Consider the following 27,000-nt stretch of genomic DNA (forward strand, 5'->3'; position numbering starts at 1 on the left):
GTGCCCGGGACCGCGCCCGTTCCCGCGCTTCTCTAGGACGCCATCCAGCGGTCGGGGCGGGCGTCCCGGCGGCCCGTGCGGGATCGTTCCGCCTGGGCGCGCAGCAGGGCGGCGGCCTCGTCGGCGTCCCGCAGCCGGGCCGTGACGGTCTTGTTGGCCCCGGTGTCCACATGGACGTCCGCGAGCCGCCACAGCCGCCGCCACGGCCCCTGGGAGACCCGTACGCTCTGCACCTTCGCGTGCGGCACCAGCGCCAGCCTGCCGCGCAGCAGCCCGTGCCGGGTGACGAACACCGCGTCGGACACCGCGATCCCCTGCCCCCGCCACCACAGCGGCACGGACGGCCAGGCCCGGCGCGGCGGCCGGGAGAGCGCGGAGCGCGCGGGCACCGCCACCCCGGGATGCACCCGCGCGACGACGGCCTCGGCGACCGCGCGCGGCGCCACCGGCACCAGCACGGAGTTCGACGAGCCGGCCACGTCGAGCTCCACCCGCACCCAGCCGCGCCACCGCCACAGCAGCGGCTCCACGATCCGCACGGTCTGCACCCGGCCGGGCGGCACGGTCTCGTGGACGCGGTCGAGCAGCCCGTGGTCGATGCGCAGCCCGTCGGGCGACTCGCCGACCGTCCAGTCGTACTCGGAGACGAACCGGCCCACGCTGCTCGCGCCCGCCGTGCCCAGCAGCGGCAGTGCGGTCGCCAGGACCGTCCACACGTTGTGGGTGGCCAGCCAGAGCAGCGGCGGCACGACCAGGGCCGCGGCCAGCGAACCCCAGGTGGCGCCGGTCAGCAGCAGGGCGAACACCAGATCACGCGGGGGCGTGCGGAGGATCTCGCGCGCCGGCGCCTCACCGACCTCGCGCGCCGTCTCGGGCGCGAAACCGGCGGCGCGCGCCAGGAGTTCCGCGCGCAGCGCCCGCGCCTCGTCCGCCCCGAGGAAGGCCAGCTCGTCCTTCTTGGCCGCGCCTATGACGTCGAGCTTCAGCTTGGCGACGCCCGCCACCCGGGCCAGGAGCGGCTGGGTGATGTCGATCGCCTGGACGCGTTCGAGCCGGATGTGCGCGGTGCGCCTGAACAACAGCCCGGTGCGGATGCGCAGTTCGGAGTCGGTCACCGAGAAGTGGGTGAACCACCAGCTGAGGAAGCCGTACAGGGCGGCGGCCGGGATCAGCACGGCGAGCGCGATCAGCAGCGTGGTGGTGGTCAGCCGGGTCAGCTGCCGCTGCGCCTGGTCCGGGTCGTGCACGGCCCAGCCGATGAGCACGGTCACCGGCGCCCAGGCCCGCCGCAGCGGCGTCACCGGGTGCAGCCTGCGCTCGCCCGCGGGCTTCTCGACCGCGACGGCGTCCGCGACGCCCGGCGTCGTCACAGCCCCGCCGATCGGGCCTCGCCCAGCTCGGTGAGCCGGTCGCGGAGCCGTTCCGCCTCCCGCGGGTCGAGGCCGGGGATGGTCGCGTCGGTGGCCGCCGCGGCGGTGTGCAGCTGCACGCTGGCCAGCCCGAAGTGCCGTTCCACGGGACCCGACGTCACCTCGACCAACTGCATCCGCCCGTACGGCACGACCGTCTCGGTGCGCCACAGCACACCCCGGCTCAGCAGCAGGTCGTCGGCGCGCTCGGCGTACCGCCAGGAGCGCCAGTTGCGGCCGAGCAGCGTCCAGCCCCACGCCATCAGGGCCAGCGGGAGCAGCGCGAACGCGGCCCACGCGGGCCCGGCGAAGAAGCCGGGCAGCAGCCCCGCCGCGACCGCGAGCAGTCCCAGCCACACCACGAGCAGCAGCCGCCGCATCCGCAGCAGCCCCGGTGGCAGCCCCGTCCAGCCCGGCTCGTCCGCTCCGCCCGGCTCGTCCGTTCCGCCCTGCGCCCCGCCCGTGTCCCGCGCGCTCCCCGTATCCATGGGGCCAGCGTACGTAGGGGAGACTGGGGCCATGACTCCTACGACGGAGACGACCGTCGGCATCGGCGGCGCCGCGGAGAGCACCGACATGGTGCTCAACATCGGCCCGCAGCACCCCTCCACGCACGGCGTGCTGCGGCTGCGGCTGGTCCTCGACGGCGAGCGCGTCACGCGCGCGGAGCCGGTGATCGGCTATATGCACCGGGGTGCCGAGAAGCTGTTCGAGGCCCGCGACTACCGGCAGATCATCATGCTGGCCAACCGCCACGACTGGCTGTCGGCCTTCTCCAACGAGCTGGGCGTGGTCCTCGCCGTGGAGCGGATGCTCGGCATGGAGGTGCCGCCCCGCGCGGTGTGGACGCGCACGCTGCTCGCCGAGCTGAACCGGGTCCTCAACCACCTGATGTTCCTCGGCTCCTACCCGCTGGAACTCGGCGGGATCACCCCGGTCTTCCACGCCTTCCGGGAGCGGGAGGTCCTCCAGAACGTCATGGAGGAGGTGTCGGGCGGCCGGATGCACTACATGTTCAACCGGGTCGGCGGCCTCAAGGAGGACCTGCCCGCGGGCTGGACGTCCCGCGCGCGGGACGCCGTCGCCGCCGTCCGCTCCCGCATGGACGTCTACGACGACCTGGTGCTCGGCAACGAGATCTTCCGGGCGCGCACCCGGGGCGTGGGCGTCCTCACGCCGGAGGCCGTGCACGCGTACGGGGTGAGCGGGCCCATCGCGCGCGCCTCGGGCGTCGACTTCGACCTGCGCCGCGACGAGCCGTACCTCGCCTACGGGGAACTGGCCGGCACGCTGCGGGTCGCCGGGCGGCGGGAGGGCGACTGCCTGGCCCGCTTCGAGGTGCTCCTCGAACAGACCCACGCCGCGCTCGACCTCGCCGACGCCTGCCTCGACCGGATCGCCGACCTACCGCCCGGCCCGATCAACCAGCGGCTGCCGAAGGTCCTCAAGGCCCCCGAGGGCCACACCTACGCGTGGACCGAGAACCCGCTCGGTATCAACGGCTACTACCTCGTCAGCCGGGGCGAGAAGACCCCGTACCGGCTGAAGCTGCGCTCGGCGTCGTTCAACAACATCCAGGCCCTGGCTGAGCTGCTGCCGGGGACGCTGGTGTCGGACATGGTGGCGATCCTGGGCTCGCTGTTCTTCGTGGTCGGCGACATCGACAAGTAGCCCGGCCGGCGGGTGCTCAGCCGCCGGTGGGGAACAGCTCCCGGGGGTCCGGCACGGCGACCGGTTGCAGCAGCCAGCCGAAGTCGCCCAGGCCGCCGGTGGCGGTCAGCTCCGCCGCCTCACCGGCGCTCGCGAGGGCGCGGAGGTAGGCGGCGGGGTGTGTGGAGGCGAGCGCCAGCGGGGGGCGTGCGCCGTCGATACCGAGGGCGCGCAGGGCGTCCCGCTGGGGCAGCAGCCGGGGCGCGGGGAGCGGGCCGGCGGGGGCGTGCGCGCAGGCGTCGAGCGCCACATGGGCGGTGAGGTCGCACGAGCCGTCCGGCACCGGGGCCGTCCCGCGCCCGTCCCGGAAGCCGGTCAGGGTGCCGAACGGCGGGCGGGCGTCCACGGTGTGCGCGTAGTCGACGGCGACCGCGAGGCCGCGTTCGAGGCCGCCGACCGCCGCCGCCCAGGCCAGGTCCCTCGGCAGCCCGATCTCCGCCCGCAGCCCCCGCTCCGACGGCAGCGGCCACCAGCGCGCCAGCCAGTCGGCGGCGGCCCCGGTGACCGGCTCCCCGAGGCGCTCGGCGCCGTCCGCGCGCACCAGCACCCGGCGGGGCACGCCCGCCGCGTCGGTCTCCGCGACGTCGACGGGCACGTTGTCCAGCCACTCGTTGGCGAACAGCAGCCCGGTGGCGCCCTGGGGCGGCGCCGACCGCCAGTGGACCCGGGCGTCCAGGCCGGCGGGTCTCGCGGCGCGCTCCACCGCGTGGACCCGGGTGCGGGCCGCGACCTGGGCGGGCAGCGCGGCCAGCACGCCGACGGCGAGTTCACCGCGGCCCGCCGCCATGTCGACGAAGTCGAGCGCGGAGGGCCGCCCGAGCACGTCGTCCACCCGGCACAGCAGCCGGGCCACGGCCGCGGCGAACAGCGGCGAGGCGTGCACCGAGGTACGGAAGTGCCCGGCGGGACCCTCGTCCCTGTGGTAGAAACCGCCCGGCCCGTACAGCGCCTCCTCGGCTGCCTCCCGCCAGCCGCGCCACCCCTGCCACCCGCGTGTACCGCCCGCAGTCCCGTCGATCACCGCCCCAGGCTAGGGCCTCGCGTCCGGGGCGGACGGAGCCGGTCAGCGGTGCCCCGAAAGAGTGTGGCCTCCACCTTGGGGAGTACGCGCGCGGGATGCGGATCGGCCCTCCGGTTGACCCCCGCACGCATTCCGCTTCCCTACGCTGGGTCACGTGCAGCGTCTCTATGACTACCTCCGCAGACACCCGACCAGGGTCGACACCTTCTGGGCCGTCGTCCTGTTCGGGATGTCGGTGGTGGGGGAAGCGGCCCGCGCGGACGTGCGGGGCACCGGCGACCCGCTCCTCGGCGTGCCGATCGCGCTGCTGCTCTGCCTGGTCATCGCGCTGCGGCGGCGGATGCCCGAGAAGATGCTGCTGCTGTCGATCGTGATCGGCGTGGCCCAGGTGCTGCTGAACGTCGCGGCCGGGCCCGCCGACTTCGCGATGCTGGTCATCGTCTACACGGTCGCGGCGACCGGCGCCCGCTGGGCCTCCCGCACCGCGCTCGCCCTCGGGCTGTGCGCCGCGCCGCTCGCCCAACTGCGCTGGCCCAACGACCAGACGAGCTTCCTCGGCAACATCGCGATCATGGTCTTCCAGACCGTGCCGTTCGCGCTCGCCTGGGTGCTCGGCGACTCCATCCGCACCCGTCGCGCCTACTTCGCGCAGCTGGAGGAGCGCGCCGCCCGCCTGGAGAAGGAGCGCGAGGCGCAGGCCAAGGTCGCCGTCGCCGCCGAGCGCGCCCGCATCGCCCGCGAACTGCACGACGTCGTCGCCCACAACGTGTCCGTGATGGTGGTCCAGGCCGACGGCGCCGCCTACGTCCTGGACGCCGCCCCCGACCAGGCCAAGAAGGCCCTGGAGACGATCTCCTCCACCGGCAGGCAGGCCCTCGCCGAGATGCGCCGCCTGCTGGGCGTGCTGCGCACCGGCGAGCACCAGGAGGCCGGCGAGTACGTCCCGCAGCCCGACGTCGAGCAGATGGGCGACCTGATCGAGCAGTGCCGCACCTCGGGCCTGCCCGTCGACTTCAAGGTGGAGGGCACCCCGCGCCCGCTGCCCAGCGGCGTCGAGCTGACGGCGTACCGCATCGTGCAGGAGGCGCTCACCAACACCCGCAAGCACGGCGGCCCCAACACCGGCGCGAGCGTCCGGCTCGTCTACTTCGACGACGGCCTCGGACTCCTCGTCGAGGACGACGGCAAGGGCGCCCCGCACGAGCTGTACGAGGAGGGCGGGCCCGACGGCCAGGGACACGGTCTGATCGGCATGCGCGAGCGGGTCGGTATGGTCGGCGGCACGCTCGACGCGGGGCCGCGGCCGGGCGGGGGGTTCCGGATCAGCGCCCTGCTCCCGCTCAAACCCGCGCACTGACATCGACGCACGCCCTCTGTTGACACCTGTCACGCCCCCGGCGACGACCGCCGACGCCCCGACGCAAGAGAACGGAAGACCGCGATGACGATCCGCGTGATGCTCGTGGACGACCAGGTGCTGCTGCGCACCGGATTCCGCATGGTGCTCGCCGCGCAGCCGGACATGGAGGTCGTCGCCGAGGCCGGGGACGGCGTCGAGGCCCTCCAGGTGCTGGCCGCGACCGCCGTCGACGTCGTCCTGATGGACGTCCGGATGCCGAAGCTCGACGGCGTGGAGACCACCCGGCGGATCTGCCTCGAACCGGAGCCGCCGAAGGTGCTCATTCTGACCACCTTCGACCTCGACGAGTACGCGTTCTCCGGTCTCAAGGCGGGCGCGTCCGGCTTCATGCTGAAGGACGTGCCGCCCGGCGAACTCCTCACCGCGATCCGCTCCGTGCACAGCGGCGACGCCGTGGTGGCGCCCTCGACCACCCGGCGGCTGCTCGACCGGTTCGCGCCGATGCTGCCCAGCACCGGCAAGGAGCCGAAGCACAAGGGGATCGAGCGGCTCACCGAGCGGGAGCGCGAGGTGATGATCCTGGTCGCGCAGGGCCTGTCGAACGGCGAGATCGCCGCCGGGCTCGTCCTCTCCGAGGCGACCGTGAAGACGCATGTGGGCCGCATCCTCACCAAGCTGGGGCTGCGCGACCGGGTCCAGGTGGTGGTCCTCGCCTACGAGACGGGCCTGGTGCGCGCGGGCGGCCTCGGCTGACACGGGGGCGCGGTGCGGCGCCGGGCGGTGCCGTGCGGTTCTGTGAGGTGCGGTGCTGTGACGTGAGCTGGGTCGGGCTGGGCTGAGCCGAGCCGAGGCGCCGCCCGGGGTGCCGGGCGGGGCGCCGTCAGCGCAGGATGCCCTCGAGGAAGTCGCTGCCCAGCCTCGCCACCACCGTCACATCCAGCTGGTGCAGGACGTACCGGCCGCGGCGGCGGGTGGTCAGCAGGCCCGCCTTCTTCAGCACGCCCAGGTGCCGGGATATCTCGGGGGCGGTCATGCCGTGCGCCCGCGCCAGCTCGCTCGTGGTGTACGCGCTGCGCGCCAGATGCCGGCAGATCCGCATCCGCACCGGGTGGGAGAGCGCCGTCATCCGCAGCGCCAACTGCTCGACCGACGGCGGGGACGCCAGCTCGGGTGAGCCGACCGGATAGTGCAGCACCGGCTGCCAGCCGTACCGGTGCAGCACGCTCAGATGCGGCCAGCCCATGCTGGTCGGGACGAGCAGCAGCCCGCCGTCACCCGTGCTCGTCCGGCCGTCGCCGAGCTTGTCGACCGTGATGCGGGTCCCGCCCGCGTCGACCATGGCGGCCGGGGACACCGCGGCGAGCGCCTCCGCCATCCCCCTGCGGCGCAGCAGCTCCGTCTTGTGGCGGGCGTCCGCCGCGAGCTGGTGGCCCATACGGGCCCAGGTCTCGGCGTAGAACGACTCGTCGCAGTCCTCCACGAACTGGCGGAACCAGGCCCGGATGCGCGGCGGGTCGGTCAGCAGCCGCTGACTGAAGCGGACCTGGCGGGGCCCGCGCGCAGCCGCCAGCTCAAGGGCCCGCCTGCGCAGCTCGGGGTCGCCGAGGAGCATCGGTCCCGGCGCGCCGTACGACAGGGCGCAGGTGAACTCCAGGGCCGCTTCCACGAACTGTTCGTCGCTCAGCTTGTCCAGCAGGTCGAGGTCCTCGGCGATCGTCCCGCCGGGGAGCGTGGTGCGGCCGGGGACGCCCGCGAACGGCATGAACAGGTCGGAGAACGTCGTCCGCCAGAGGAAGTCGGCCTCGCTCATCCGGTCCGCCAGGTGCGGGTCGAGGCGGGCCGTCACGCCCGTCGCCCACGCCTGGAGGCCGGGGTGGTGGCCCGGCTCGGACATCGCGTGCAGCGCCATGCCCAGCTCGGCCAGCGGAGAGGGCACGACGGCGACCCTCTCCGGCCGCAGCCCCGCGATGTCGATGTGCACGCTCATGACCTCATGGTGCACCCCGCCACTGACAACGACGTCCACGATTGACGACGCCCGTCAATCGACGCGACCGCGCGGGCGACCCGGGCGCAGGGTGGGACCACCGGGACCACCGGGATCACTCGACATCCTCGGCCCGCCGGGACCACCCGGCCCGCCGGGACCACCCGGCCCGCCGGGACCACCCGGCCCGCCGGGACCACCCGGCCCGCCGGGACGGGCCGGGGCGCAGCGAGCGGAAGGCGAACCGTCATGAGCGTCACCCAGCAGTACCTCCTCGACACCTACCGCGCCCAGCGGCTCGGGACGCCCGCGCCGCCCGCGCCCGGCAGCGGCGACCGGCTGCTGCTGCGCGGCCTGCGCGAGCGGCGCGCGTTCCGGCGGGTCCTCGCGGGGCGCGCCGTCGGCGGATGGCGGCGGCTGCTCCCGCGCCGCGCGCCGCTCACCCGCGCCGCGCGCCGGCCTCCCCGGTGAGCCGGGCCACGAAGTCCGCGACGGCCGCCCGCACGTCCTGGTCGCTCCACTCCAGGCCCTCGCCGCGCACCCCGACCTCCGTGACGGCGAGCCCAGGACCCCGCGCGTCCCAGTGGCCGTCGAACAGCAGCGTCCCCGTCTCCGCGGCCTGCGCGATGGCCGCCTCCGCGAGCACGTCGGCGTCGTACGGCAGCCAGACCTGGAACTCGTGCGTGTGCGGGCGCTCGGGGTGCACCCGCGACCACGGCACCCCGGCCGCCGCCAGCCCCTCCCGCAGCGCCTCGGCGACCAGCCGCGCCTGCGCCACGTACCCGGGCAGCCTGGGCAGCTCACGATCGAGCCCGGCCAGCGCCGACAGCGCGGTCGGGAACTGCTGGAAGATCTGGCCGCCGTACCGGTGGCGCCAGGTCCTCGCCTCCTCGACGAGCGACGCGGGACCCGCGAGGGCGGCGCCCCCGAAGCCGTCGAGGGACTTGTAGAACGACACGTACACGCTGTCCGCGAGGTCCGCGATCTCGGCCAGCGGGCGCCCGAAGTGGACGGTCGTCTCCCACAGCCGCGCGCCGTCGAAGTGCACCACCGCGTCCCGCTCCCTGGCCGCCCCGACCAGCTCGGTCAGCTCCCGCCAGGTCGGCAGCACGAAACCGGCGTCCCGCAGCGGCAGCTCCAGCATCAGCGTCCCGAACGGCTCGGGGAACGCGCGCACCTCCGCCGCCGTCGGCAGCCGCGGCTCGGCCGTGAGCCGTACCGGGCGCAACCCGCTGACCTGGCTGAGCGCGTCGCGCTCGTGCACCGCGGGGTGCGACAGCGCGTGCAGGGCGACCGCCGGGTTCCCGGTCCTGCCCGCCCAGCAGCGCAGCGCCACCTGCTGCGCCATCGTGCCGGACGGGAAGAACGCGGCGGCCTCCGTGCCGAGCAGCCGGGCCACCCGCTCCTCCAGGGCCGCGACGACGCCGTTGCCGTAGACGTCGACCCGCTCGTCGAGGTCGTACACGGCGCCCGCAGGCTTTGCGCCGGTCCCGTTCCCGATGCTGCCGTCCACCAGCGGGGCGAGGCGTTCGCGGAGGGTGTCCAGATGGCCGGGGCGCGCGAGGACGCGCTCGGCCGCCCGGTGCGCGCGCACCCGCCGCGCGCGGCGCCGCCGCCGCTCCTCGTCGAGGGTGACGTCCTCGTTCCTCTCGGGGCTGTCTGGGCCGGCAGGACTGCCAGGATTGGCAGGGCCGTCAGGGCTGGCAGTGCTGCTCGGGGACTCCGGTCGGTCGCTCATCCACCGGATCATGCCGTGCGACCCGCCCTCGGGGCACCCGCGTTTCCGCCGACGCCCGTGAGCGACCGGACGGCACCACGACCTGACCCCTCGGGAACAGATCGCGTTAACATGACGAGAAATCGTCCGGTACCCAGAGCGGACTGGAACGGGAAGGCCACCGTCGCGTGAGTACAGTCCAACCACCAGATCCCCGGGACCGCCCCGCGCGGCTCACCGTCGGCGTCGTCGGCGCCGGCCGGGTGGGCCCCGCGCTCGCCGCGTCCCTCCAGCTCGCCGGGCACCGCCCGGTCGCCGTCTCCGGAGTCTCCGACGCCTCCAGGCGCCGCGCCGCGCACCTGCTGCCCGGCGTGCCCCTGGTACCGCCCGCCGAGGTCCTCGGACGGGCCGACCTGGTCCTGCTCACCGTCCCCGACGACGCGCTGCCCGCGCTCGTCGAGGGCCTCGCCGAGACCGGCGCCGTCCGCCCCGGCCAGCTCCTCGTGCACACCTCAGGGCGGTACGGCGCGAAGATCCTGGAGCCCGCCCTGCGCGCGGGCGCCCTGCCGCTCGCCCTGCACCCCGCGATGACGTTCACCGGCACCCCCGTCGACGTCCAGCGGCTGGCGGGCTGCTCCTTCGGCGTCACCGCCCCCGAGGAGCTGCGCCTCGCCGCCGAGGCCCTGGTGGTCGAGATGGGCGGCGAGCCCGAGTGGATCGCCGAGGAGCACCGCCCGCTCTACCACGCGGCCCTCGCGCTCGGCGCCAACCACCTGGTCACGCTGGTCGCCCAGTCCATGGAGCTGCTGCGCGAGGCCGGCGTCGACGCCCCCGCCCGGATGCTCGGACCGCTGCTCGGCGCCGCCCTGGACAACGCCCTGCGCTCCGGTGACGCGGCGCTCACCGGGCCCGTCGCGCGCGGCGACGCCGGCACGGTCGCCGCGCACATCTCCGAGCTGCGCGCGCACGCCCCGCAGACCGTCGCCGGGTACCTGGCGATGGCCCGCGCCACCGCCGACCGCGCGCTCGCCCACGGCATGCTCAAGCCGGAGCTGGCCGAGGACCTCCTCGGCGTGCTCGCCGACGGCAGCGACAAGGACCGCGGGACCGGCGCCGAGGGAGACAACCGATGACCACCGCCCTGCTGCGCACCGCCGACGCCCTGCACGCGCGTACGCGCGCGGGCCGCCGCGCCGTCGTGATGACCATGGGAGCCCTGCACGAGGGCCACGCCACCCTCATCCGCACCGCCCGCGACCTCGCGGGCCCTGACGGCGAGGTCGTCGTCACCGTCTTCGTCAACCCCCTCCAGTTCGGCGCGGGCGAGGACCTCGACCGCTACCCGCGCACCCTCGACGCCGACCTGGAGATCGCCGAGCGGTGCGGCGCGGACGTCGTGTTCGCGCCCTCCGTCGACGAGGTCTACCCCGGCGGCGACCCCCAGGTCCGGATCAGCGCCGGCCCGATGGGCGACCGCCTGGAGGGCGCCTCGCGGCCCGGCCACTTCGACGGCGTCCTCACCGTCGTCGGCAAGCTCCTGCACCTCACCCGCCCCGACGCCGCCCTGTTCGGGCAGAAGGACGCCCAGCAGGTCGCCCTGGTCAGGCGCATGGTGCGGGACCTGAACTTCGGCATCGACATCGTCGCCGTGCCCACCGTCAGGGAGCCCGACGGACTGGCCCTGTCCAGCCGCAACCGCTTCCTGTCGGCCGAGGAGCGGCGCACCGCGCTCGCGCTGTCCCGCGCCCTGTTCGCCGGCCGCGACCGGCACGCCGCGCAGGAGGCCCTCCGCGCGCGTGCCATCGAGGTGCCCGCCACGCACGCGCGTGCCGAGGCGCTCAGCGCGCTCGGCGAACCCCGCGCCGCCGCCGACGCGCACGCCGTCGCGACCGCCCTGCCGGGCACCGCGTCCGCCGTCCGGGCCGCCGCCCGCCAGGTCCTCGACGAGGCCGCCCGGCTCACCCCGCCGCTCGCCCTCGACTACCTGGCGCTCGTCGACCCCGCCGACTTCACCGAGATCGGGGACGACCACGCGGGCGAGGCCGTCCTCGCCGTCGCCGCCCGGGTCGGCGCGACCCGGCTGATCGACAACCTCCCCCTGACCTTCGGAGCCGCCTCGTGACCAGCACAGGCATACGTCTGCACGCGCCCGCACCCGGCTGGTCCATCGCCGCGGACGTGGTCGTCGTCGGCTCGGGCGTCGCGGGGCTCACCGCCGCGCTGCGCTGCGAGGCGGCCGGGCTGCGCACGGTCGTCGTCACCAAGGCCCGCCTCGACGACGGCTCCACCCGCTGGGCCCAGGGCGGCATCGCCGCCGCCCTCGGCGAGGGCGACACCCCGCAGCAGCACCTGGACGACACCCTGGTGGCGGGCGTCGGCCTGTGCGACGAGGACGCGGTACGGCTCCTGGTGACCGAGGGCCCCGACGCCGTCCACCGGCTCATCGACACCGGCGCCCACTTCGACGAGTCCGCCGAAGGGCGCCTCGCGCTGACCCGCGAGGGCGGCCACCACCGGCGCCGGATCGCGCACGCGGGCGGCGACGCCACCGGCGCCGAGATCTCCCGCGCGCTCGTCGAGGCCGTCGTCGCGCACGCCACCGGCGAGCCGCCCGCGCCCCCGGACGGCGCCGGCGGCCCCCGCCCGGCGGGACCGCGCATCATCGAGAACGCGCTCGTCCTCGACCTGCTCACCGACGCCGAGGGCGCCGCGGCCGGCGTCTCCCTGCATGTGATGGGCGAGGGCCAGCACGACGGCGTGGGCGCCGTGCACGCCCCCGTGGTGGTCCTCGCGACCGGCGGCATGGGCCAGGTGTTCTCCGCCACCACCAACCCCTCCGTCTCCACCGGGGACGGCGTGGCGCTCGCGCTGCGGGCCGGCGCCGAGGTCTCCGACCTGGAGTTCGTGCAGTTCCACCCGACCGTGCTGTTCCTCGGCCTGGGCGCCGAGGGCCAGCAGCCGCTGGTCTCCGAGGCGGTCCGCGGCGAGGGCGCCCACCTGGTCGACGCCGACGGCACCCGCTTCATGGTGGGCGCCCACGAACTGGCCGAACTGGCGCCCCGTGACATCGTCGCCAAGGGCATCACCCGCCGGATGCTCGAACAGGGCGCCGACCACATGTTCCTCGACGCCAGGCACTTCGGCGCCGCCATGTGGGAGCAGCGGTTCCCGACGATCCTGGCCGCCTGCCGCGCCCACGGCATCGACCCGGTGACCGAGCCGATCCCGGTCGCCCCGGCCGCGCACTACGCCTCAGGGGGCGTGCGCACCGACGACCGCGGCCGCACCACCGTGCCCGGCCTGTACGCGTGCGGCGAGGTCGCCTGCACCGGCGTGCACGGCGCGAACCGGCTCGCCTCCAACTCCCTCCTCGAAGGGCTCGTCTACGCCGAGCGGATCGCCGCCGACATCACCGCCCGGCACACCGCGGGCGGCCTCCCCGCGCGCGTGCCCGTCGCCCACCCCGCCCCCGCCGACCGCCCCGCCCACCCGCTGCTCGCCCCCGAGGCCCGCCTCGCCGTCCAGCGGATCATGTCCGAGGGCGCGGGCGTCCTGCGCTCCGCCGACTCCCTCACCCGCGCCGCCGACCAGCTCGATCAGCTGCACACCGAGGCGCGCGTCGCCCTGGAGGAGAACGGCAAGACCGCCGAGCCCGGCGTCGACACCTGGGAGGCCACCAACCTGCTGTCGGTGGCCAGGGTGCTGGTCGCCGCGGCCCTGCTGCGCGAGGAGACCCGCGGCTGCCACTGGCGCGAGGACCACGCCGAGCGCGACGACACCCGGTGGCGCCGGCACATCGTCGTACGGCTGAATCCCGACCGGTCACTGGCCGTGCGGACCACGGACACCTCAGACTTCCCCCCTACCCGGCCGTCCCAGCGCCCCCAGGAGCAGTGACAGAAGTGAGCACCCCCGACCTTCCCCTCGTGTCGTCAGGCGGCTGTGGCGACGGCTGTGCCTGTGGCGCGGACGGCGACCCCGACGCGGGGTACGCCGAGTACATGGAGTGCGGGCTCGACCCCGCCCTCGCCGAGCTGCTGACCGAAGCCGGACTCGACCCCGTCGAGGTCGAGGACATCGCCAACGTCGCCCTCCAGGAGGACCTGGCCGGCGGGGTGGACGTGACGACGGTCGCGACCATCCCCGAGGACGCCGTCGCCACCGCCGACTTCACCGCCAGGGAGGCGGGCGTCGTCGCCGGGCTGCGGGTCGCCGAGGCGGTCCTCTCCGTGGTGTGCGAGGACGAGTTCGAGGTGGAGCGGCACGTCGAGGACGGCGCGAGCGTGGCGGCCGGACAGAAGCTCCTGTCGGTCACCACCCGCACCCGCGACCTGCTCACCGCCGAACGCAGCGCGCTCAACCTGCTGTGCCGGATGTCCGGCATCGCGACCGCCACGCGCGCGTGGGCGCGGGCCCTCGAGGGCACCCGCGCGCAGGTGCGCGACACCCGCAAGACCACGCCCGGCCTGCGCGCCCTGGAGAAGTACGCGGTGCGCTGCGGCGGCGGCGTCAACCACCGCATGTCGCTGTCCGACGCCGCGCTGGTCAAGGACAACCACGTGGTCGCCGCCGGCGGGGTCGCGCAGGCCTTCAAGGCGGTGCGCGAGGCGTTCCCCGAGCTGGCGATCGAGGTCGAGGTCGACACCCTGCACCAGCTGCGCGAGGTCGTCGACGCGGGCGCCGATCTCATCCTTCTGGACAACTTCACCCCCGGCGAGTGCGAGGAGGCGGTGGCCGTCGTGCACGGCCGCGCCGCCCTGGAGGCGTCGGGACGGCTGACCCTCGGCAACGCCGCCGCGTACGCCGCCACCGGCGTCGACTACCTCGCCGTCGGAGCACTGACCCACTCCTCGCCGATCCTGGACATCGGCCTCGACCTGCGCGCGGCGGAGTAGCCGGCCATGCTGCTCACCATCGACGTGGGGAACACCCAGACCACCCTCGGCCTCTTCGACGGCGAGGACATCGTCGAGCACTGGCGGATCTCCACGGACCCCCGCCGCACCGCCGACGAGCTGGCCGTCCTCCTCCAGGGCCTGATGGGCATGCACCCGCTGCTCGGCGACGAGCTGGGCGACGGCATCGACGGCATCGCCATCTGCGCCACCGTGCCGTCCGTGCTGCACGAGCTGCGCGAGGTGACCCGCCGCTACTACGGTGACGTGCCCGCCGTCCTCGTCGAACCCGGCGTCAAGACCGGCGTGCCGATCCTCACGGACAACCCGAAGGAGGTCGGCGCCGACCGCATCATCAACGCGGTGGCGGCGGTCGAGCTGTACGGCGGCCCGGCGATCGTCGTCGACTTCGGCACGGCGACCACGTTCGACGCGGTCAGCGCGCGCGGCGAGTACGTCGGCGGGGTGATCTCGCCCGGCATCGAGATCTCCGTCGAGGCGCTCGGCGCGCGCGGCGCCCAGCTCCGCAAGATCGAGGTGGCCCGGCCGCGCAGCGTGATCGGCAAGAACACCGTCGAGGCCATGCAGGCGGGCATCGTCTTCGGCTTCGCGGGCCAGGTCGACGGCGTCGTCGCCCGGATGGCCCGCGAACTCGCCACCGACCCCGACGAGGTCACGGTGATCGCCACCGGCGGGCTCGCCCCCATGGTGCTGGGCGAGGCGTCGGTGATCGACGAGCACGAGCCCTGGCTGACCCTGATCGGACTGCGGCTGGTCTACGAGCGGAACGTCTCCCGGATGTGACGCGGGGGCGGCGCGGCCCGACCGGGTGGCGGGGGCCGCGCCACACCCGTCCGCTATGTCGAGTTTGTCTGATTAGCGCGTATCGTCGGCACATGCCCACGCCATACGGATCCCGCGGCGGCATGGCGTTCGGTGCGGAGGAGCTGCGTGTGCTCCGCCGCGCGCTCGCCCTCGCCCTGAACCCCGCCCCCGCTTCGGCCGAGGACGTCCAGGACTGCCATCGCCTCGCCGAGTCGCTCGACGAAGCCCTGCACGAGGGCGTCAGACTGCGCGCCTTCCTGGTGGCCGACCTCGCCCGCTACCGCGCCGCGCTGCCCGGCACCGCCGCCGGGTACCTCACCCTTCTGGAGGAGGCGCTGCGCGCGGGGTACCGGCCGGGCGCCGACGACCTCGCCGCCCTGCGGGCGCTGCGCGGCAACCCGGTCGCGGCGACGCTGCTCGACCACTGCCAGGTGGCCGCCGAGCACGACGTGCGGACCCGCCTCGCGCGCGCCACGGCCCGCCAGGTCACCGCGCACGTCCCCGCCTCCCGGACCCGCCTGACGGCCCTCCCGGGCGGTCTGGGCGCCGGACGCGGCGCATCCGGACAGCCCGGTGAGCGCGGTCAGCACCTCGATCGCGGTCAGTACGGTGAGCGCGGTCAGCTCAGCGAGCGCGGTCAGCTCAGTGAACGCGCCGAACCGGACGGCAGTCCGGCCGGGAAGCCGGGTGAGAAGCCCGCGCAGCGTCCGCCCGCGCCCGCACCCGCGCCGTCGCCCGCCCCCGCCCCCGCGAAGCCGGGCCGCCCCATCCCCACCCCTGGCGAGGTCTTCCCCCGGCGCAAACCCTCCCCGCCGCAGACCGCCGCCCCGGCCCGCGAACTGGCCGCCGGCTGAGCGGGCCGAGAGGCTGATCCGGTCAGGGGGCCGATCCGGCCGGGCGGGCCGATCCGTCCGGCCGGGGACGTCCGATGCGCGGGACGAACGCGGCCACGGGCGGAATCCGGTGCCCAGGATCGGGAAAAGGTTCCGCCCGCCGGTGCCCGAATCACCCGACCCCGCTCCCCGGCCGCCCGCCCCCGTAGCTACCCTGGGGCCATGGACTACGTCTCCGCGCTCGTGCCCCCGGTCGTCATGGCCGTGTTCTTCATCGGTGTGATCAGGGTGATCGTGAAGACCCAGGGCGGGGCGAACAAGACCAAGGAGGACGCGGCCGTCGACGCCGTGCTCGCGCGCGCCGACGGCACCCGGCAGGGCGGCCCGGCGGCCGACGGCGGCTGACGACCGCGGCTGACCGAGGGCGGCGACGACCGCCCGCAGGGCGTACGACACCGGGCATCCCGAGGTCGTACGCCCCTTTTTGATCCTGTTTGCCAGTGAACGCGCACGTCCGGCACGCCAATGCCGGTATCTCCCACTATTGTGCTGTGCTGTGCCTCGCCCATTGGGAGAACTCGAAGACGCGGTCATGACGCGGGTGTGGAAGTGGAACCGCCCGGTGACCGTTCGAGAAGTCCTGGAAGACCTTCAGCAGGAACGGACCATCGCCTACACCACGGTGATGACCGTTTTGGACAATCTCCATCAGAAGGGCTGGGTGCGCCGTGAGGCGGAAGGCCGGGCCTATCGATATGAGGCCGTCTCCACCAGGGCCGCCTACGCCGCCGCCCTGATGAACGACGCCTGGTCGCACAGTGACAACCCGGCCGCCGCTCTCGTCGCGTTCTTCGGGATGATGAGCGACGAACAGCGACAGGCCCTCAGCGACGCCGTACGGATCGTCCAGGGACCGGAAACCCCGGAAGCCGAGAACCAGAACCCCGGCTCGGCACCCGTCGACCCCGGGCGATAGCGTCCGCACATGTCAGCAGAGCGCCCCGAAGGCACCGAAGTCAGCGCTAAAGCCATCACCGTCAGGCGGGCCCGCACCAGCGATGTCACGGCCGTACGACGTCTCCTAGACGCCTACGTCCGCGACCGCATCCTGCTCGACAAAGCGACGGTCACGCTTTACGAGGACATCCAGGAGTTCTGGGTCGCCGAACGGGACGACAACGCCGAGGTGGTCGGCGCCGGCGCCCTGCACGTGATGTGGGAAGACCTCGCGGAAGTGCGCACTCTGGCCGTGAAGCCGGGGCTGAAGGGCGCAGGTGTGGGGCACCAGCTGCTGGAGAAGTTGCTGCACACCGCGCGATGGCTCGGCGTTCGGCGCGTTTTCTGCCTCACCTTCGAAGTCGACTTCTTCGGCAAGCACGGCTTCGTCGAGATCGGCGAGACGCCCGTCGACACGGATGTCTACGCGGAGCTGCTGCGTTCCTATGACGAGGGCGTGGCGGAGTTCCTCGGTCTCGAACGGGTGAAACCGAACACCTTGGGCAACAGCCGGATGCTTCTGCATCTGTGATCGCCACCGAGTATTCGACCCCGCCGCCCTGCCCACGTTCCCTATGTCCGAAACGCGCATGTTTCCGGACCCGGTCCAGGCTGCTGGTCTCTCCGGGGGGTTTGTGTTTTTCCCGCAAAAGCGGTTTGCTTTCCGACGTACTGCTGTACTGCATATAACAGGGGACGGCGAAACGGCGGACGCCGCAGGCATCCGGCCCTCACGTTATGGATGAAAGGAAATCCGGTGGCACAGAAGGTTCAGGTCCTTCTTGTCGATGACCTCGACGGCGGCGAGGCGGACGAGACCGTGACGTTCGCGTTGGACGGCAAGACGTACGAGATTGATCTCACGACCGCCAATGCGGACAAGCTCCGCGGTCTTCTGGACGCTTACGTGAAGGGCGGCCGGCGTACCGGTGGCCGTTCCTCGGGCGGCCGTGGAAAGGCGCGCGTCGCCGCGGGCGGCAGCCAGGACACCGCGCTGATCCGCGCCTGGGCGAAGGAGAACGGCTACGAGGTCAACGACCGCGGCCGCGTCCCGGCGTCCATCCGCGAGGCCTACGAGAAGGCCAACGGCTGATCAGGGATCTGCGGCGGGGTCTGCGGCGGGTACGCCGGAGATCAGGCGCGCGAGCGCCGCAGCCGCAGCCGGTGGCACTGCGTGGCCACCGTGTCCACGATCCGTACGAGATCGGGGGCTTCCCCACCGCCCCCCACGGCCGGCATGACCGGCAGCGAGGCATCCACCTCGCACCCAGGCTCGGGGGGCCGCATCCAGACGGCGGCCCCCTGCAGAGCGTCCGGGCCCCGCACGACGGACCCCGGCCCCGGCCGCGCCGCCGTGCCCGGTGCGGGCGGCGCGGGAGCGTCCATCAGGCCGCCCTCCCCGACCGCCGTCAGATCCAGCGGCAGCGCCCCCCACTCCAGCCAGGCCAGCACCCCCGGCACCTCCTCCGCGCAGCCCGCCGCCAGCAGCAGCCGCATCCGGCCGCCCTGCACGGCCACCGGGGAGCCCGCCGCCAGATGCCGCAGCGCGGCCAGGCCCGCCTCGGCCGGCACCTCCAGGACGTCGAAGCGCGGGCCCACCACGAGCCGCACCGGCAATCCGGGCGACGCGGGCACGGTCGGCCAGCCCAGTTCGTTCTCGTACCAACGGCGGACGGCGCCCGCGGGCCCGGCGCTGGGATCGAGGGGCCGGCGCGGGAGCGGAACGGCGCCGGGATCCGTAGGAAGGGGTGGAGTGACCGGACGGAGGCTGCCAACCATGACAGGCGAACTCCCGAAAACGGTCCCGGGTTACGCTGGGTGCCCGGACGACCGCGGGGCGTGCCGGGCGGAGGGGCGCGCGGAGGTGCGGGGAGGCACGAGGTTGTTCGCCCATAGCGGAGGGAACCGCCGCGCGCGGCATGGACTGTCGGTGCCCGCGGGTAAGACATCCCTAGTGGGAGGGGTGGACACGCGGGGCGGGGCGTCTCACGTTCGCCATCGGCGTACTGGAGACAGGGGTAACTGCCTGGCCTGCGGGAACATCGTCTCGCACCATCGGGTTGGAGCACATGTCGGCGTACGGGGTCTGGAGGCAGTGTTGGTTCTCGGTCCGGTGTCGGCAGTTGGAATGAGCGGTCCCCGCTTGCGGGACTAAGCTGCGGAAGGACAGGGAGGGGAAGTTCCCCCCACTGCCTGACCGCTCTGAGGAGCGATTAACGATGTTCGAGAGGTTCACCGACCGCGCGCGGCGGGTTGTCGTCCTGGCTCAGGAAGAAGCCCGGATGCTCAACCACAACTACATCGGCACCGAGCACATCCTCCTGGGCCTGATCCACGAGGGTGAGGGTGTCGCCGCCAAGGCCCTTGAGAGCCTCGGGATTTCGCTCGAGGCGGTCCGCCAGCAGGTGGAGGAGATCATCGGCCAGGGCCAGCAGGCCCCGTCCGGGCACATCCCCTTCACCCCCCGTGCCAAGAAGGTCCTGGAGCTGTCGCTCCGCGAGGCCCTTCAGCTCGGCCACAACTACATCGGCACGGAGCACATCCTGCTCGGCCTGATCCGTGAGGGCGAGGGCGTCGCCGCCCAGGTCCTGGTCAAGCTGGGTGCCGACCTCAACCGGGTGCGGCAGCAGGTCATCCAGCTGCTCTCCGGCTACCAGGGCAAGGAGACCGCCACCGCGGGCGGGCCTGCCGAGGGCACCCCCTCGACGTCCCTGGTCCTCGACCAGTTCGGCCGCAACCTCACCCAGGCCGCCCGTGAGTCCAAGCTCGACCCGGTCATCGGGCGCGAGAAGGAGATCGAGCGGGTCATGCAGGTGCTGTCCCGCCGCACCAAGAACAACCCGGTGCTGATCGGTGAGCCCGGCGTCGGCAAGACCGCCGTCGTCGAGGGCCTCGCGCAGGCCATCGTCAAGGGCGAGGTGCCCGAGACCCTCAAGGACAAGCACCTCTACACCCTGGACCTCGGCGCGCTGGTCGCCGGCTCCCGCTACCGCGGTGACTTCGAGGAGCGCCTGAAGAAGGTCCTCAAGGAGATCCGCACCCGCGGCGACATCATCCTGTTCATCGACGAGCTGCACACGCTGGTCGGTGCGGGTGCCGCCGAGGGCGCCATCGACGCCGCCTCGATCCTCAAGCCGATGCTGGCCCGCGGTGAGCTCCAGACCATCGGCGCCACCACGCTGGACGAGTACCGCAAGCACCTGGAGAAGGACGCCGCCCTCGAGCGCCGCTTCCAGCCCATCCAGGTCGCGGAGCCGTCGCTGCCGCACACCATCGAGATCCTCAAGGGCCTCCGGGACCGCTACGAGGCCCACCACCGGGTCTCCATCACCGACGAGGCGCTGGTCCAGGCCGCCACCCTGGCCGACCGGTACATCTCGGACCGCTTCCTGCCGGACAAGGCGATCGACCTGATCGACGAGGCCGGATCCCGGATGCGCATCCGCCGGATGACCGCGCCGCCGGACCTCCGCGAGTTCGACGAGAAGATCGCCGGTGTCCGCCGGGACAAGGAGTCCGCGATCGACTCGCAGGACTTCGAGAAGGCCGCCTCCCTCCGCGACAAGGAGAAGCAGCTCCTGGCCGCCAAGGCCAAGCGGGAGAAGGAGTGGAAGGCCGGCGACATGGACGTCGTCGCCGAGGTCGACGGCGAGCTGATCGCCGAGGTCCTCGCCACCGCCACCGGCATCCCGGTCTTCAAGCTGACCGAGGAGGAGTCCTCGCGCCTGCTGCGCATGGAGGACGAGCTGCACAAGCGGGTCATCGGCCAGGTCGACGCCGTCAAGGCGCTGTCGAAGGCGATCCGCCGTACGCGCGCCGGTCTGAAGGACCCGAAGCGCCCCGGTGGCTCGTTCATCTTCGCCGGCCCGTCCGGTGTAGGTAAGACCGAGCTGTCCAAGGCGCTCGCCGAGTTCCTCTTCGGCGACGAGGACGCGCTGATCTCCCTCGACATGTCGGAGTTCAGCGAGAAGCACACGGTCTCGCGGCTGTTCGGTTCGCCCCCCGGCTACGTGGGCTACGAAGAGGGCGGCCAGCTGACCGAGAAGGTCCGCCGCAAGCCGTTCTCCGTGGTCCTCTTCGACGAGGTCGAGAAGGCCCACCCGGACATCTTCAACTCGCTGCTGCAGATCCTGGAGGACGGTCGCCTGACCGACTCCCAGGGCCGGGTCGTGGACTTCAAGAACACGGTCATCATCATGACGACCAACCTCGGCACCCGGGACATCTCCAAGGGCTTCAACCTGGGCTTCGCCGCCTCCGGCGACACGAAGACCAACTACGAGCGCATGAAGAACAAGGTGTCGGACGAGCTGAAGCAGCACTTCCGCCCCGAGTTCCTCAACCGCGTCGACGACGTGGTCGTCTTCCCGCAGCTCACCCAGGCCGACATCCTGCGGATCGTCGACCTGATGGTCGGCAAGGTGGACGAGCGCCTGAAGGACCGGGACATGGGCATCGAGCTGTCCTCGTCCGCCAAGGAGCTGCTGTCCAAGAAGGGCTACGACCCGGTGCTCGGCGCGCGTCCGCTGCGGCGCACGATCCAGCGCGAGATCGAGGACACGCTGTCGGAGAAGATCCTCTTCGGCGAGCTGCGTCCCGGTCACATCGTGGTCGTGGACACGGAGGGCGAGGGCGACGCCAAGACCTTCACCTTCCGGGGTGAGGAGAAGTCGGCGCTGCCCGACGTCCCGCCGATCGAGCAGGCGGCCGGTGGAGCCGGACCGAACCTGAGCAAGGACGTGTGACCCGCTGAGGGACGCGTGAAGCGTGAAGAAGGGGCCGGTGCTCTCGGGCACCGGCCCCTTCGGCGTTCCCGCACGCCGTCCGGCCGTCCGGCTACGACAGTTGCCCGTCGTAGTCCGGCAGCTTGAACGTCTTCTCGGCGTGCCCGCCCGACAGGTCGCTCGCGCTGTTGCCGATGTTCGCGATGATCGTGTAGCCCCTGTTCTCGATGGCGACGCGCTGCGCGGTCTTGTAGGCGGCGACGTCCTTGAAGAGGTCGATCAGGCCGCGCACGGAGAGGCCGGCGACCTGGTAGCCGTCGTGCGCGAGGTTCCACTCGGTGGGCGCGGCGATGATGCCGGGCCTGGCGGTCACGAAGAACAGCGAGACGCCGTGCCGCTGCGCGTAGGCGGCGACGTCCAGGACGGGCTTGTTGGCGGGCTGCGGGAAGCTGAAGCCGAAATCCGTCTCCAGGGTGGTGTTGTCGACGTCGAAGACGATCGCCTGCCGCTCGCCGGGCCTGGCGGCGGCGATCCGCTGCTCCAGGTAGGGCAGCGCCTGGTCCATCACGGCCCGGCAGTCCCGCTGCCAGGTCGCGTGGTCGACGTCCGCCGCGGCGGCGCCGGTGGTGCCGCTGGTCGCCGCCTCGGCGGGGGCCGCCAGGGCCGCCAGCGCGGAGACGGTGACGGCGATGACGGCGATGTCGGCGATGCGGTGCGCCCGGGGGCGTCGGCTCGTCATGGGTGGGGGGTCCTCTCGTCCGTATGCCGTTGTCCGGAGCATGCTCGGGGAGCAGGGTGGCGCGAGGGGAACCGTAGGGTTACCAGCGGGTAGGGCGCTAGGGGTGTGGGTCACATTCGCGGGTGTGCGCGGGGGTGGGGCCGGTGACAAGCCGCACAGGGGATATGTCCGGTACTAGAGGTTTTAGTAGGTCGGATCCGGCGGGCAAAAATGATCTTTATGGGGCATTTCCTTCCCTTGTTCTGGCTTTCGCTGTCGTTTTATTCCTGATGAGAAGCCTGTCAAGGGTCGGGAAGTTTTAGGATCAAGTACTAGCTTCTGTCGTACTTGAGGGGTTTTGGGCTACGGGGGGTCGCGGGTTACCAAGGGATGGTCCATTCGGCGAGCGCCTGTCGTGGCGCGTCCGGATGGATTTCTCCGTCCCCCACCCCACGAGGTTTCTATGTCTTCGCGCGTCTCGTCCCGTTCCGCCCGCACGTCCACGCTCCGCGCTCGTGCGACCGTCCTGGCCGCCGGCCTCGGAGTATCGGTCGCGCTGGGTGCCGGGGTCGCGGTCGCCGCCGACACCACCGCCGTCTCCGGCACGGCGAACGCCGTCGCCGCCCAGGCCACCGCGCAGGCCAAGGCCGCGAAGGCCACGCAGGCCACCGCCGAGAAGAAGGCGGCCCAGAAGGCCGCCGTGCGGAAGGCCGCCGCCAAGAAGGCCGTGTCCTGGACCGCGCCGGTCAAGAAGTACACGCTCTCCGCGAGCTTCGCCCAGGCCGGCGGCATGTGGAACTCCACCCACAGCGGCCAGGACTTCGCCGTGGCCATCGGCACCGATGTGCGCGCCGCGCACGGCGGCACCGTCGTCAAGGCCGGCGGCAACGGCGCCGGTGACGGGCCCGCCTACGGCAACGCCATCGTCATCAAGCACGGCAACGGCACGTACTCGCAGTACGCCCACCTGTCCCGGATCGACGTGAAGGTCGGCCAGGTCGTCAAGACCGACCAGCACATCGCCCGCTCCGGCAACACGGGCAACTCCAGCGGCCCGCACCTGCACTTCGAGATCCGGACCACCCCGAACTACGGCTCCGCCGTCAACCCGGTCGCCTTCCTGCGGACCGTGGGTGTGAAGGTCTGAGGCTAGGAAGCCTTCATGCCCTCATGGGCCTGGGTGATCAGGTCCGTCGCGACCTCGAGGACGGCCTTGCGCCGTTCCTCGGGGTCGGCGTCGATGTCGTTGAGGGCGAACATCCCGGCGTGCAGGGTGAACATCGCGCTGACGCAGCGGACCTGGTCGATCAGCTCCGCCTTCGGGTCGATGAGGATGTCGCGCAGGCCCATCATGCGGGTGCGGAACAGCTCGCCGATGCGCAGCTCCTTCACCGTCGCCTGGTTCTCCTGCATGAAGCGGAACAGCCGGGAGGCGCCGGCCAGGGCCTCGCTGTAGCGGCGGATGATCTCCCGCTTGGTCTCCAGCGACTGCGGCTGCTCCTTGCCCCACTCGATCAGACCCTCGATGGGCCGGGCGAGATCCTCGAAGATGCTGACGAGGATCTCTTCCTTCGTCTTGAAGTGGTAGTAGAGCGCCGCCTTGGTGACGTCGAGCCGCTCGGCGATCTCGCGCAGCGAGGTCTTCTCGTAGCCCTGCTCGGCGAAGAGTTCGAGGGCCACGTCCTGGATGCGTTGGCGCGTGTTTCCGCGGCGCTGCTGCTTGGTGCCGTCCATCGTGCCGCCCATCCTCGCACTCCGAAAAACTTACTTGACGCCCGGCTAGTTACGGGTCTACCTTCTGCCAGTGTAGTCAACTAGCCGGGCGGCAAGTAAGTGGTCGGCCGGGGGGAAGTACCAAGGGGAGTGGCAGCTTTGGCGGACACACAGGCGGTCGAGCCGGTGAACCCGGTGGACCCGGAGACCGGGAAACAGCCCAGGAGCGTGCGGGTCGTCCTGCTCGCCCTGATGATCACCATGATGCTGGCGATGCTCGACAACATGATCGTCGGCACCGCGATGCCCACGATCGTGGGCGAGCTCGGCGGCCTCGAACACCTGGCGTGGGTGGTGACCGCTTACACCCTCGCGACCGCCGCGTCGACCCCGGTCTGGGGCAAGCTCGGCGACATGTACGGCCGCAAGGCCACCTTCATGACGTCGATCGTCATCTTCCTGATCGGCTCCGCGCTCAGCGGCATGGCCCAGAACATGGGCGAGCTGATCGGCTTCCGCGCGGTGCAGGGCCTCGGCGCGGGCGGTCTGATGGTGGGCGTCATGGCCATCATCGGCGACCTGATACCGCCCCGCGAGCGCGGCAAGTACCAGGGCATGATGGCCGGCGTCATGGCCATCGCGATGATCGGCGGACCGCTGGTCGGCGGCACGATCACCGACAACTGGGGCTGGCGCTGGGCCTTCTACATCAACCTGCCGCTCGGCGTGGTCGCGCTCGGCCTGATCAGCGCCGTCCTGCACCTGCCGAAGAAGCGCTCCAAGGCCGGTATCGACTACCTCGGTGTCGTCCTGCTGACCGTCGGCATCACCTCCACCGTCCTCGTCACCACCTGGGGCGGCTCGGAGTACGCGTGGGGCTCCGCGCGGATCATGGAACTGATCGGCATCGGTGTCGCCACCCTCGTCGGGTTCGTGTTCTGGCAGACCAAGGCCGCCGAGCCGGTCCTGCCGCTGCACATCTTCCGCAGCCGCAACTTCACCCTGATGTCCCTCATCGGCTTCATCACCGGCTTCGTGATGTTCGGCGCGACGCTCTTCCTGCCGCTGTACCAGCAGGCCGTGCAGGGCGCCTCCGCCACCAACTCCGGGCTGCTGCTGCTGCCGATGCTCGGCGCGATGCTCGTCACCTCGATGGTCGCCGGGCGGGTCACCACCAACACCGGCAAGTACAAGGTGTTCCCGATCGCGGGCAGCGTCCTGATGATCGTCGGCCTGTACCTGCTGTCCACGATGGACACCGGGACCAGCCGGTTCACGTCCGGTGTGTTCATGGCGGTCGTCGGCCTCGGCATGGGCTGCCTGATGCAGATCACCATGCTGGTCGCGCAGAACAGCGTCGACATGAAGGACATGGGCGTCGCGTCCTCGTCGACCACCCTCTTCCGCACCCTCGGCTCCTCCTTCGGTGTCGCGGTCATGGGCGCGCTGTTCAACAACCGGGTCCAGGACGTCATGTCCGAGCGGGCCGGGTCGCTCGGCTCGAAGATCACCGAGAAGTCGGCCCAGCTGGACGCGGCGAGCCTGGCGAAGCTGCCGGCCGCGGCGCGGGAGGCGTACCAGCACGCGGTGTCCTCGGGCACGCACTCCGCGTTCCTGCTCGGCTCCGTCGTCGCCGTCCTCGCGCTGGTCGCCGCCGTCTTCGTCAAGGAGGTCGCCCTGCGCGGCGCGGGTCCGAAGACGGACGACGAGTCGGCGCAGGACGCGCAGATCCCGCCGACGGTCGTCGAAGCGGTCTGATCCCCGCTCCGATCGGTCCGGACGCGCCCCGCGGGGCGCTCCGCGCCGCATGAACGGAAGGCCCCCCGGCCGGTGTCCGCCCCGGGGGGCCTTCTCCGTGTCCGGACGGCGTCCGGCGCGGGCGGCCGTTGTCAGTGGCGCGTGTCACTATCGGGACATGGACAGGACGTGGCGGAAACGGCCCGTCGAGGACGGCGGGGGCGACGGGAGCGACGGGAGCGACGGGCACAAGGGGGACGTCGTGGACGGGGGAGGGAGCGGGGGCAACGGGGGTGACGGCGGTGGGGGCGGCCGCGGGGCCGGGGAGGGCGGCGGTCCCGACCACACCGCGGTGCGCGTCGCGCTGTGGCGGGCGCTGCACCTGCTGGCCGACGCACCCCCGCACATCGTCGAGGACGACCTCGGGCTGCGGCTCGCCGATCCGGGCGACGGCTGGCGCGGCCGTCCCGACATGGACGAGCGGGCCACCCGGCGGACCCGGGCGTCGATCGTGGCGCGGGCCCGGTTCGTGGAGGACCTGGTCGTCGAGCGGGCCGCCCAGGGCGTCGGCCAGTACGTGGTGCTCGGCGCGGGCCTCGACACGTTCGCCCAGCGCAGACCGGAGACCGGCGCGGCCGGGCTGACCGTCTTCGAGGTGGACCGGCCGGGACCCCAGGCGTGGAAGCGCCGCCGGCTCGCGGACCTCGGGTTCGACGTACCCGACTGGCTGCGGCTGGTCCCGGTGGACTTCGAGGGCGACTGGTGGCGGCTGCTCCTCGACGCCGGGCTCGACGCGGGGCGGCCCGCGGTGGTGGCCTCCGCGGGCGTCACGATGTACCTCAGCCCGGAGGCGGTCACCGCGACCTTCGCCGACGTCGCGACCCTGGCCCCCGGGACGACGCTGGTCAGCACCTTCCTGCGGCCCCCGGAGGACGTCGAGCCGGAGGAGCGCGCGCAACTGGAGGCGGCGATGAGGGGCGCGCGGGCCGCGGGCACGCCGTTCGTCAGCTTCTACCGCCCGGCCCAGCTCATCGACGCGGCCCGAGAGGCGGGCTTCGGCACGGCCCGGCACGTGTCGGCGCGGGAGCTGTCCGAGCGCTATTTCCAGGGCCGCGTGGACGGGCTGCGGCCGTCACGGGGGGAGGAGCTGATCGTGGCTACGGTGTGACGGAGGGGGGCGGCATGCGTCAGGGGTTCGGTGTCTGGAGGGGGCCGGGTGTCGGATGGGGGTTCGGCGTCCGGAGGGGGCCCGGTGTCGGAAGGGGTTCGGCGTCCGGAGGGGGCCCGGCTTCGGAACGGGTCCGGCGTCCGGAGAGAGCCCGGTGTCGGAAGGGGTTCGGCGTCCGGAGGGAGCC

26 protein-coding genes are annotated in these 27,000 nt (G+C 72.8%); 18 read left to right on the forward strand and 8 right to left on the reverse strand.

Annotated features, from left to right (window positions below; translation table 11 throughout):
- Positions 1-32: 32 nt before the first annotated feature.
- Together DDJ31_RS21635 and DDJ31_RS21640 are read right to left on the reverse strand one after the other, a co-directional pair.
- A complete protein-coding gene (locus tag DDJ31_RS21635) occupies positions 33-1,370 on the reverse strand; it encodes a PH domain-containing protein (protein WP_127178680.1) in 1,338 nt (445 codons plus the stop codon).
- Entirely contained in the window at positions 1,367-1,897 is a 531-nt protein-coding gene (locus tag DDJ31_RS21640) for a PH domain-containing protein (RefSeq protein WP_127178679.1), read from the reverse strand. The genes DDJ31_RS21635 and DDJ31_RS21640 overlap by 4 nt, the downstream gene beginning before the upstream one ends.
- A gap of 31 nt (positions 1,898-1,928) precedes the next feature.
- On the opposite strand from DDJ31_RS21640, the gene DDJ31_RS21645 reads away from it, so the two are divergent.
- Positions 1,929-3,080: an NADH-quinone oxidoreductase subunit D gene (locus DDJ31_RS21645; RefSeq protein WP_127178678.1), complete on the forward strand. Its 1,152-nt coding sequence runs from the start codon at positions 1,929-1,931 to the stop codon at positions 3,078-3,080.
- Positions 3,081-3,096: 16 nt separating this feature from the next.
- Here DDJ31_RS21645 and DDJ31_RS21650 read toward each other — a convergent pair whose 3' ends face one another.
- The gene (locus DDJ31_RS21650) at positions 3,097-4,140 is read right to left on the reverse strand and encodes an SAM-dependent methyltransferase (RefSeq protein WP_127178677.1); all 1,044 of its coding nucleotides are present in this window, start codon (positions 4,138-4,140) and stop codon (positions 3,097-3,099) included.
- A 154-nt stretch (positions 4,141-4,294) separates the two neighbouring features.
- Between DDJ31_RS21650 and DDJ31_RS21655 the strand changes: the two genes are divergently transcribed.
- Together DDJ31_RS21655 and DDJ31_RS21660 are read left to right on the forward strand one after the other, a co-directional pair.
- Positions 4,295-5,497, forward strand: coding sequence for a sensor histidine kinase (locus DDJ31_RS21655; RefSeq protein WP_127178676.1), 1,203 nt, complete (start codon positions 4,295-4,297; stop codon positions 5,495-5,497).
- Positions 5,498-5,581: 84 nt separating this feature from the next.
- Complete coding sequence (locus DDJ31_RS21660; protein WP_127178675.1) at positions 5,582-6,253, forward strand: response regulator; 672 nt, start codon at positions 5,582-5,584, stop codon at positions 6,251-6,253.
- Between the two features lie 127 nt (positions 6,254-6,380).
- Here the strand turns inward: DDJ31_RS21660 and DDJ31_RS21665 are convergent, their stop codons facing one another.
- A complete protein-coding gene (locus DDJ31_RS21665) occupies positions 6,381-7,487 on the reverse strand; it encodes a DUF5937 family protein (RefSeq protein ID WP_127178674.1) in 1,107 nt (368 codons plus the stop codon).
- 249 nt (positions 7,488-7,736) lie between these two features.
- Between DDJ31_RS21665 and DDJ31_RS21675 the strand changes: the two genes are divergently transcribed.
- On the forward strand, positions 7,737-7,958 hold the full coding sequence (locus DDJ31_RS21675; RefSeq protein ID WP_127178673.1) for a hypothetical protein: 222 nt from the start codon (positions 7,737-7,739) through the stop codon (positions 7,956-7,958).
- Here the strand turns inward: DDJ31_RS21675 and DDJ31_RS21680 are convergent.
- Positions 7,927-9,225 carry a threonine aldolase family protein gene (locus tag DDJ31_RS21680; protein ID WP_127178672.1) on the reverse strand — a complete coding sequence of 433 codons (1,299 nt, stop codon included), beginning with the start codon at positions 9,223-9,225 and terminating at the stop codon, positions 7,927-7,929. The two genes, DDJ31_RS21675 and DDJ31_RS21680, sit on opposite strands and share 32 nt — an antisense overlap.
- A gap of 167 nt (positions 9,226-9,392) precedes the next feature.
- On the opposite strand from DDJ31_RS21680, the gene DDJ31_RS21685 reads away from it, so the two are divergent.
- The 10 genes from DDJ31_RS21685 (at position 9,393) to DDJ31_RS21730 (ending at position 17,846) form a co-directional block, all read left to right on the forward strand.
- Entirely contained in the window at positions 9,393-10,337 is a 945-nt protein-coding gene (locus DDJ31_RS21685; RefSeq protein ID WP_127178671.1) for a Rossmann-like and DUF2520 domain-containing protein, read from the forward strand.
- The gene (panC, locus tag DDJ31_RS21690) at positions 10,334-11,326 is read left to right on the forward strand and encodes a pantoate--beta-alanine ligase (RefSeq protein ID WP_127178670.1); all 993 of its coding nucleotides are present in this window, start codon (positions 10,334-10,336) and stop codon (positions 11,324-11,326) included. Before DDJ31_RS21685 ends, panC begins: the two co-directional genes overlap by 4 nt.
- Positions 11,323-13,101 (forward strand): L-aspartate oxidase, encoded by a 1,779-nt coding sequence (locus DDJ31_RS21695; protein ID WP_127178669.1) that lies wholly within the window; start codon positions 11,323-11,325, stop codon positions 13,099-13,101. Before panC ends, DDJ31_RS21695 begins: the two co-directional genes overlap by 4 nt.
- Positions 13,102-13,106: 5 nt before the next feature.
- Positions 13,107-14,099: a carboxylating nicotinate-nucleotide diphosphorylase gene (gene nadC, locus DDJ31_RS21700; protein ID WP_127178668.1), complete on the forward strand. Its 993-nt coding sequence runs from the start codon at positions 13,107-13,109 to the stop codon at positions 14,097-14,099.
- Between the two features lie 6 nt (positions 14,100-14,105).
- Complete coding sequence (locus DDJ31_RS21705; protein WP_127178667.1) at positions 14,106-14,903, forward strand: type III pantothenate kinase; 798 nt, start codon at positions 14,106-14,108, stop codon at positions 14,901-14,903.
- 122 nt (positions 14,904-15,025) lie between these two features.
- On the forward strand, positions 15,026-15,778 hold the full coding sequence (locus tag DDJ31_RS21710; protein ID WP_127182663.1) for a hypothetical protein: 753 nt from the start codon (positions 15,026-15,028) through the stop codon (positions 15,776-15,778).
- Between the two features lie 201 nt (positions 15,779-15,979).
- Positions 15,980-16,162 carry a hypothetical protein gene (locus DDJ31_RS21715; protein WP_127178666.1) on the forward strand — a complete coding sequence of 61 codons (183 nt, stop codon included), beginning with the start codon at positions 15,980-15,982 and terminating at the stop codon, positions 16,160-16,162.
- 163 nt (positions 16,163-16,325) lie between these two features.
- On the forward strand, positions 16,326-16,733 hold the full coding sequence (locus tag DDJ31_RS21720; RefSeq protein WP_127182662.1) for a BlaI/MecI/CopY family transcriptional regulator: 408 nt from the start codon (positions 16,326-16,328) through the stop codon (positions 16,731-16,733).
- Between the two features lie 9 nt (positions 16,734-16,742).
- Complete coding sequence (locus DDJ31_RS21725; RefSeq protein WP_127178665.1) at positions 16,743-17,285, forward strand: amino-acid N-acetyltransferase; 543 nt, start codon at positions 16,743-16,745, stop codon at positions 17,283-17,285.
- Positions 17,286-17,510: 225 nt separating this feature from the next.
- The gene (locus DDJ31_RS21730) at positions 17,511-17,846 is read left to right on the forward strand and encodes a histone-like nucleoid-structuring protein Lsr2 (protein WP_127178664.1); all 336 of its coding nucleotides are present in this window, start codon (positions 17,511-17,513) and stop codon (positions 17,844-17,846) included.
- A 41-nt stretch (positions 17,847-17,887) separates the two neighbouring features.
- On the opposite strand, the gene DDJ31_RS21735 is transcribed toward DDJ31_RS21730, so the two are convergent.
- Positions 17,888-18,532 carry an SCO3374 family protein gene (locus DDJ31_RS21735; protein WP_127178663.1) on the reverse strand — a complete coding sequence of 215 codons (645 nt, stop codon included), beginning with the start codon at positions 18,530-18,532 and terminating at the stop codon, positions 17,888-17,890.
- Between the two features lie 440 nt (positions 18,533-18,972).
- Between DDJ31_RS21735 and DDJ31_RS21740 the strand changes: the two genes are divergently transcribed.
- Complete coding sequence (locus DDJ31_RS21740; RefSeq protein ID WP_127178662.1) at positions 18,973-21,498, forward strand: ATP-dependent Clp protease ATP-binding subunit; 2,526 nt, start codon at positions 18,973-18,975, stop codon at positions 21,496-21,498.
- A 91-nt stretch (positions 21,499-21,589) separates the two neighbouring features.
- Here the strand turns inward: DDJ31_RS21740 and DDJ31_RS21745 are convergent, their stop codons facing one another.
- Positions 21,590-22,216: an HAD family acid phosphatase gene (locus tag DDJ31_RS21745; RefSeq protein ID WP_127178661.1), complete on the reverse strand. Its 627-nt coding sequence runs from the start codon at positions 22,214-22,216 to the stop codon at positions 21,590-21,592.
- Between the two features lie 442 nt (positions 22,217-22,658).
- Between DDJ31_RS21745 and DDJ31_RS21750 the strand changes: the two genes are divergently transcribed.
- Entirely contained in the window at positions 22,659-23,342 is a 684-nt protein-coding gene (locus DDJ31_RS21750) for a M23 family metallopeptidase (RefSeq protein WP_127178660.1), read from the forward strand.
- A 2-nt stretch (positions 23,343-23,344) separates the two neighbouring features.
- Here the strand turns inward: DDJ31_RS21750 and DDJ31_RS21755 are convergent, their stop codons facing one another.
- The gene (locus DDJ31_RS21755; protein WP_171480868.1) at positions 23,345-23,941 is read right to left on the reverse strand and encodes a TetR/AcrR family transcriptional regulator; all 597 of its coding nucleotides are present in this window, start codon (positions 23,939-23,941) and stop codon (positions 23,345-23,347) included.
- 126 nt (positions 23,942-24,067) lie between these two features.
- On the opposite strand from DDJ31_RS21755, the gene DDJ31_RS21760 reads away from it, so the two are divergent.
- Both DDJ31_RS21760 and DDJ31_RS21765 read left to right on the forward strand, forming a co-directional pair.
- Positions 24,068-25,666, forward strand: a complete 1,599-nt coding sequence (locus tag DDJ31_RS21760; protein WP_127178659.1) for an MDR family MFS transporter — start codon at positions 24,068-24,070, stop codon at positions 25,664-25,666.
- A gap of 157 nt (positions 25,667-25,823) precedes the next feature.
- Positions 25,824-26,813, forward strand: a complete 990-nt coding sequence (locus tag DDJ31_RS21765) for a class I SAM-dependent methyltransferase (protein ID WP_171480869.1) — start codon at positions 25,824-25,826, stop codon at positions 26,811-26,813.
- Positions 26,814-27,000: the final 187 nt, after the last annotated feature.

It is taken from the genome of Streptomyces griseoviridis, from assembly GCF_005222485.1.
Lineage (GTDB): Bacteria > Actinomycetota > Actinomycetes > Streptomycetales > Streptomycetaceae > Streptomyces > Streptomyces hintoniae.

Excerpts from the sequence above, each read along its gene's own strand:
- DDJ31_RS21640 (WP_127178679.1), bottom strand. The coding sequence starts at position 1,897 with ATGGATACGGGGAGCGCGCGGGACACGGGCGGGGCGCAGGGCGGAACG.
- DDJ31_RS21645 (WP_127178678.1), top strand. The coding sequence starts at position 1,929 with ATGACTCCTACGACGGAGACGACCGTCGGCATCGGCGGCGCCGCGGAG.
- DDJ31_RS21660 (WP_127178675.1), top strand. The coding sequence starts at position 5,582 with ATGACGATCCGCGTGATGCTCGTGGACGACCAGGTGCTGCTGCGCACC.
- DDJ31_RS21665 (WP_127178674.1), bottom strand. The coding sequence starts at position 7,487 with ATGAGCGTGCACATCGACATCGCGGGGCTGCGGCCGGAGAGGGTCGCC.
- DDJ31_RS21675 (WP_127178673.1), top strand. The coding sequence starts at position 7,737 with ATGAGCGTCACCCAGCAGTACCTCCTCGACACCTACCGCGCCCAGCGG.
- DDJ31_RS21680 (WP_127178672.1), bottom strand. The coding sequence starts at position 9,225 with ATGAGCGACCGACCGGAGTCCCCGAGCAGCACTGCCAGCCCTGACGGC.
- panC (WP_127178670.1), top strand. The coding sequence starts at position 10,334 with ATGACCACCGCCCTGCTGCGCACCGCCGACGCCCTGCACGCGCGTACG.
- DDJ31_RS21705 (WP_127178667.1), top strand. The coding sequence starts at position 14,106 with ATGCTGCTCACCATCGACGTGGGGAACACCCAGACCACCCTCGGCCTC.
- DDJ31_RS21710 (WP_127182663.1), top strand. The coding sequence starts at position 15,026 with ATGGCGTTCGGTGCGGAGGAGCTGCGTGTGCTCCGCCGCGCGCTCGCC.
- DDJ31_RS21715 (WP_127178666.1), top strand. The coding sequence starts at position 15,980 with ATGGACTACGTCTCCGCGCTCGTGCCCCCGGTCGTCATGGCCGTGTTC.
- DDJ31_RS21725 (WP_127178665.1), top strand. The coding sequence starts at position 16,743 with ATGTCAGCAGAGCGCCCCGAAGGCACCGAAGTCAGCGCTAAAGCCATC.
- DDJ31_RS21735 (WP_127178663.1), bottom strand. The coding sequence starts at position 18,532 with ATGGTTGGCAGCCTCCGTCCGGTCACTCCACCCCTTCCTACGGATCCC.
- DDJ31_RS21740 (WP_127178662.1), top strand. The coding sequence starts at position 18,973 with ATGTTCGAGAGGTTCACCGACCGCGCGCGGCGGGTTGTCGTCCTGGCT.
- DDJ31_RS21745 (WP_127178661.1), bottom strand. The coding sequence starts at position 22,216 with ATGACGAGCCGACGCCCCCGGGCGCACCGCATCGCCGACATCGCCGTC.
- DDJ31_RS21750 (WP_127178660.1), top strand. The coding sequence starts at position 22,659 with ATGTCTTCGCGCGTCTCGTCCCGTTCCGCCCGCACGTCCACGCTCCGC.
- DDJ31_RS21755 (WP_171480868.1), bottom strand. The coding sequence starts at position 23,941 with ATGGGCGGCACGATGGACGGCACCAAGCAGCAGCGCCGCGGAAACACG.
- DDJ31_RS21765 (WP_171480869.1), top strand. The coding sequence starts at position 25,824 with ATGGACAGGACGTGGCGGAAACGGCCCGTCGAGGACGGCGGGGGCGAC.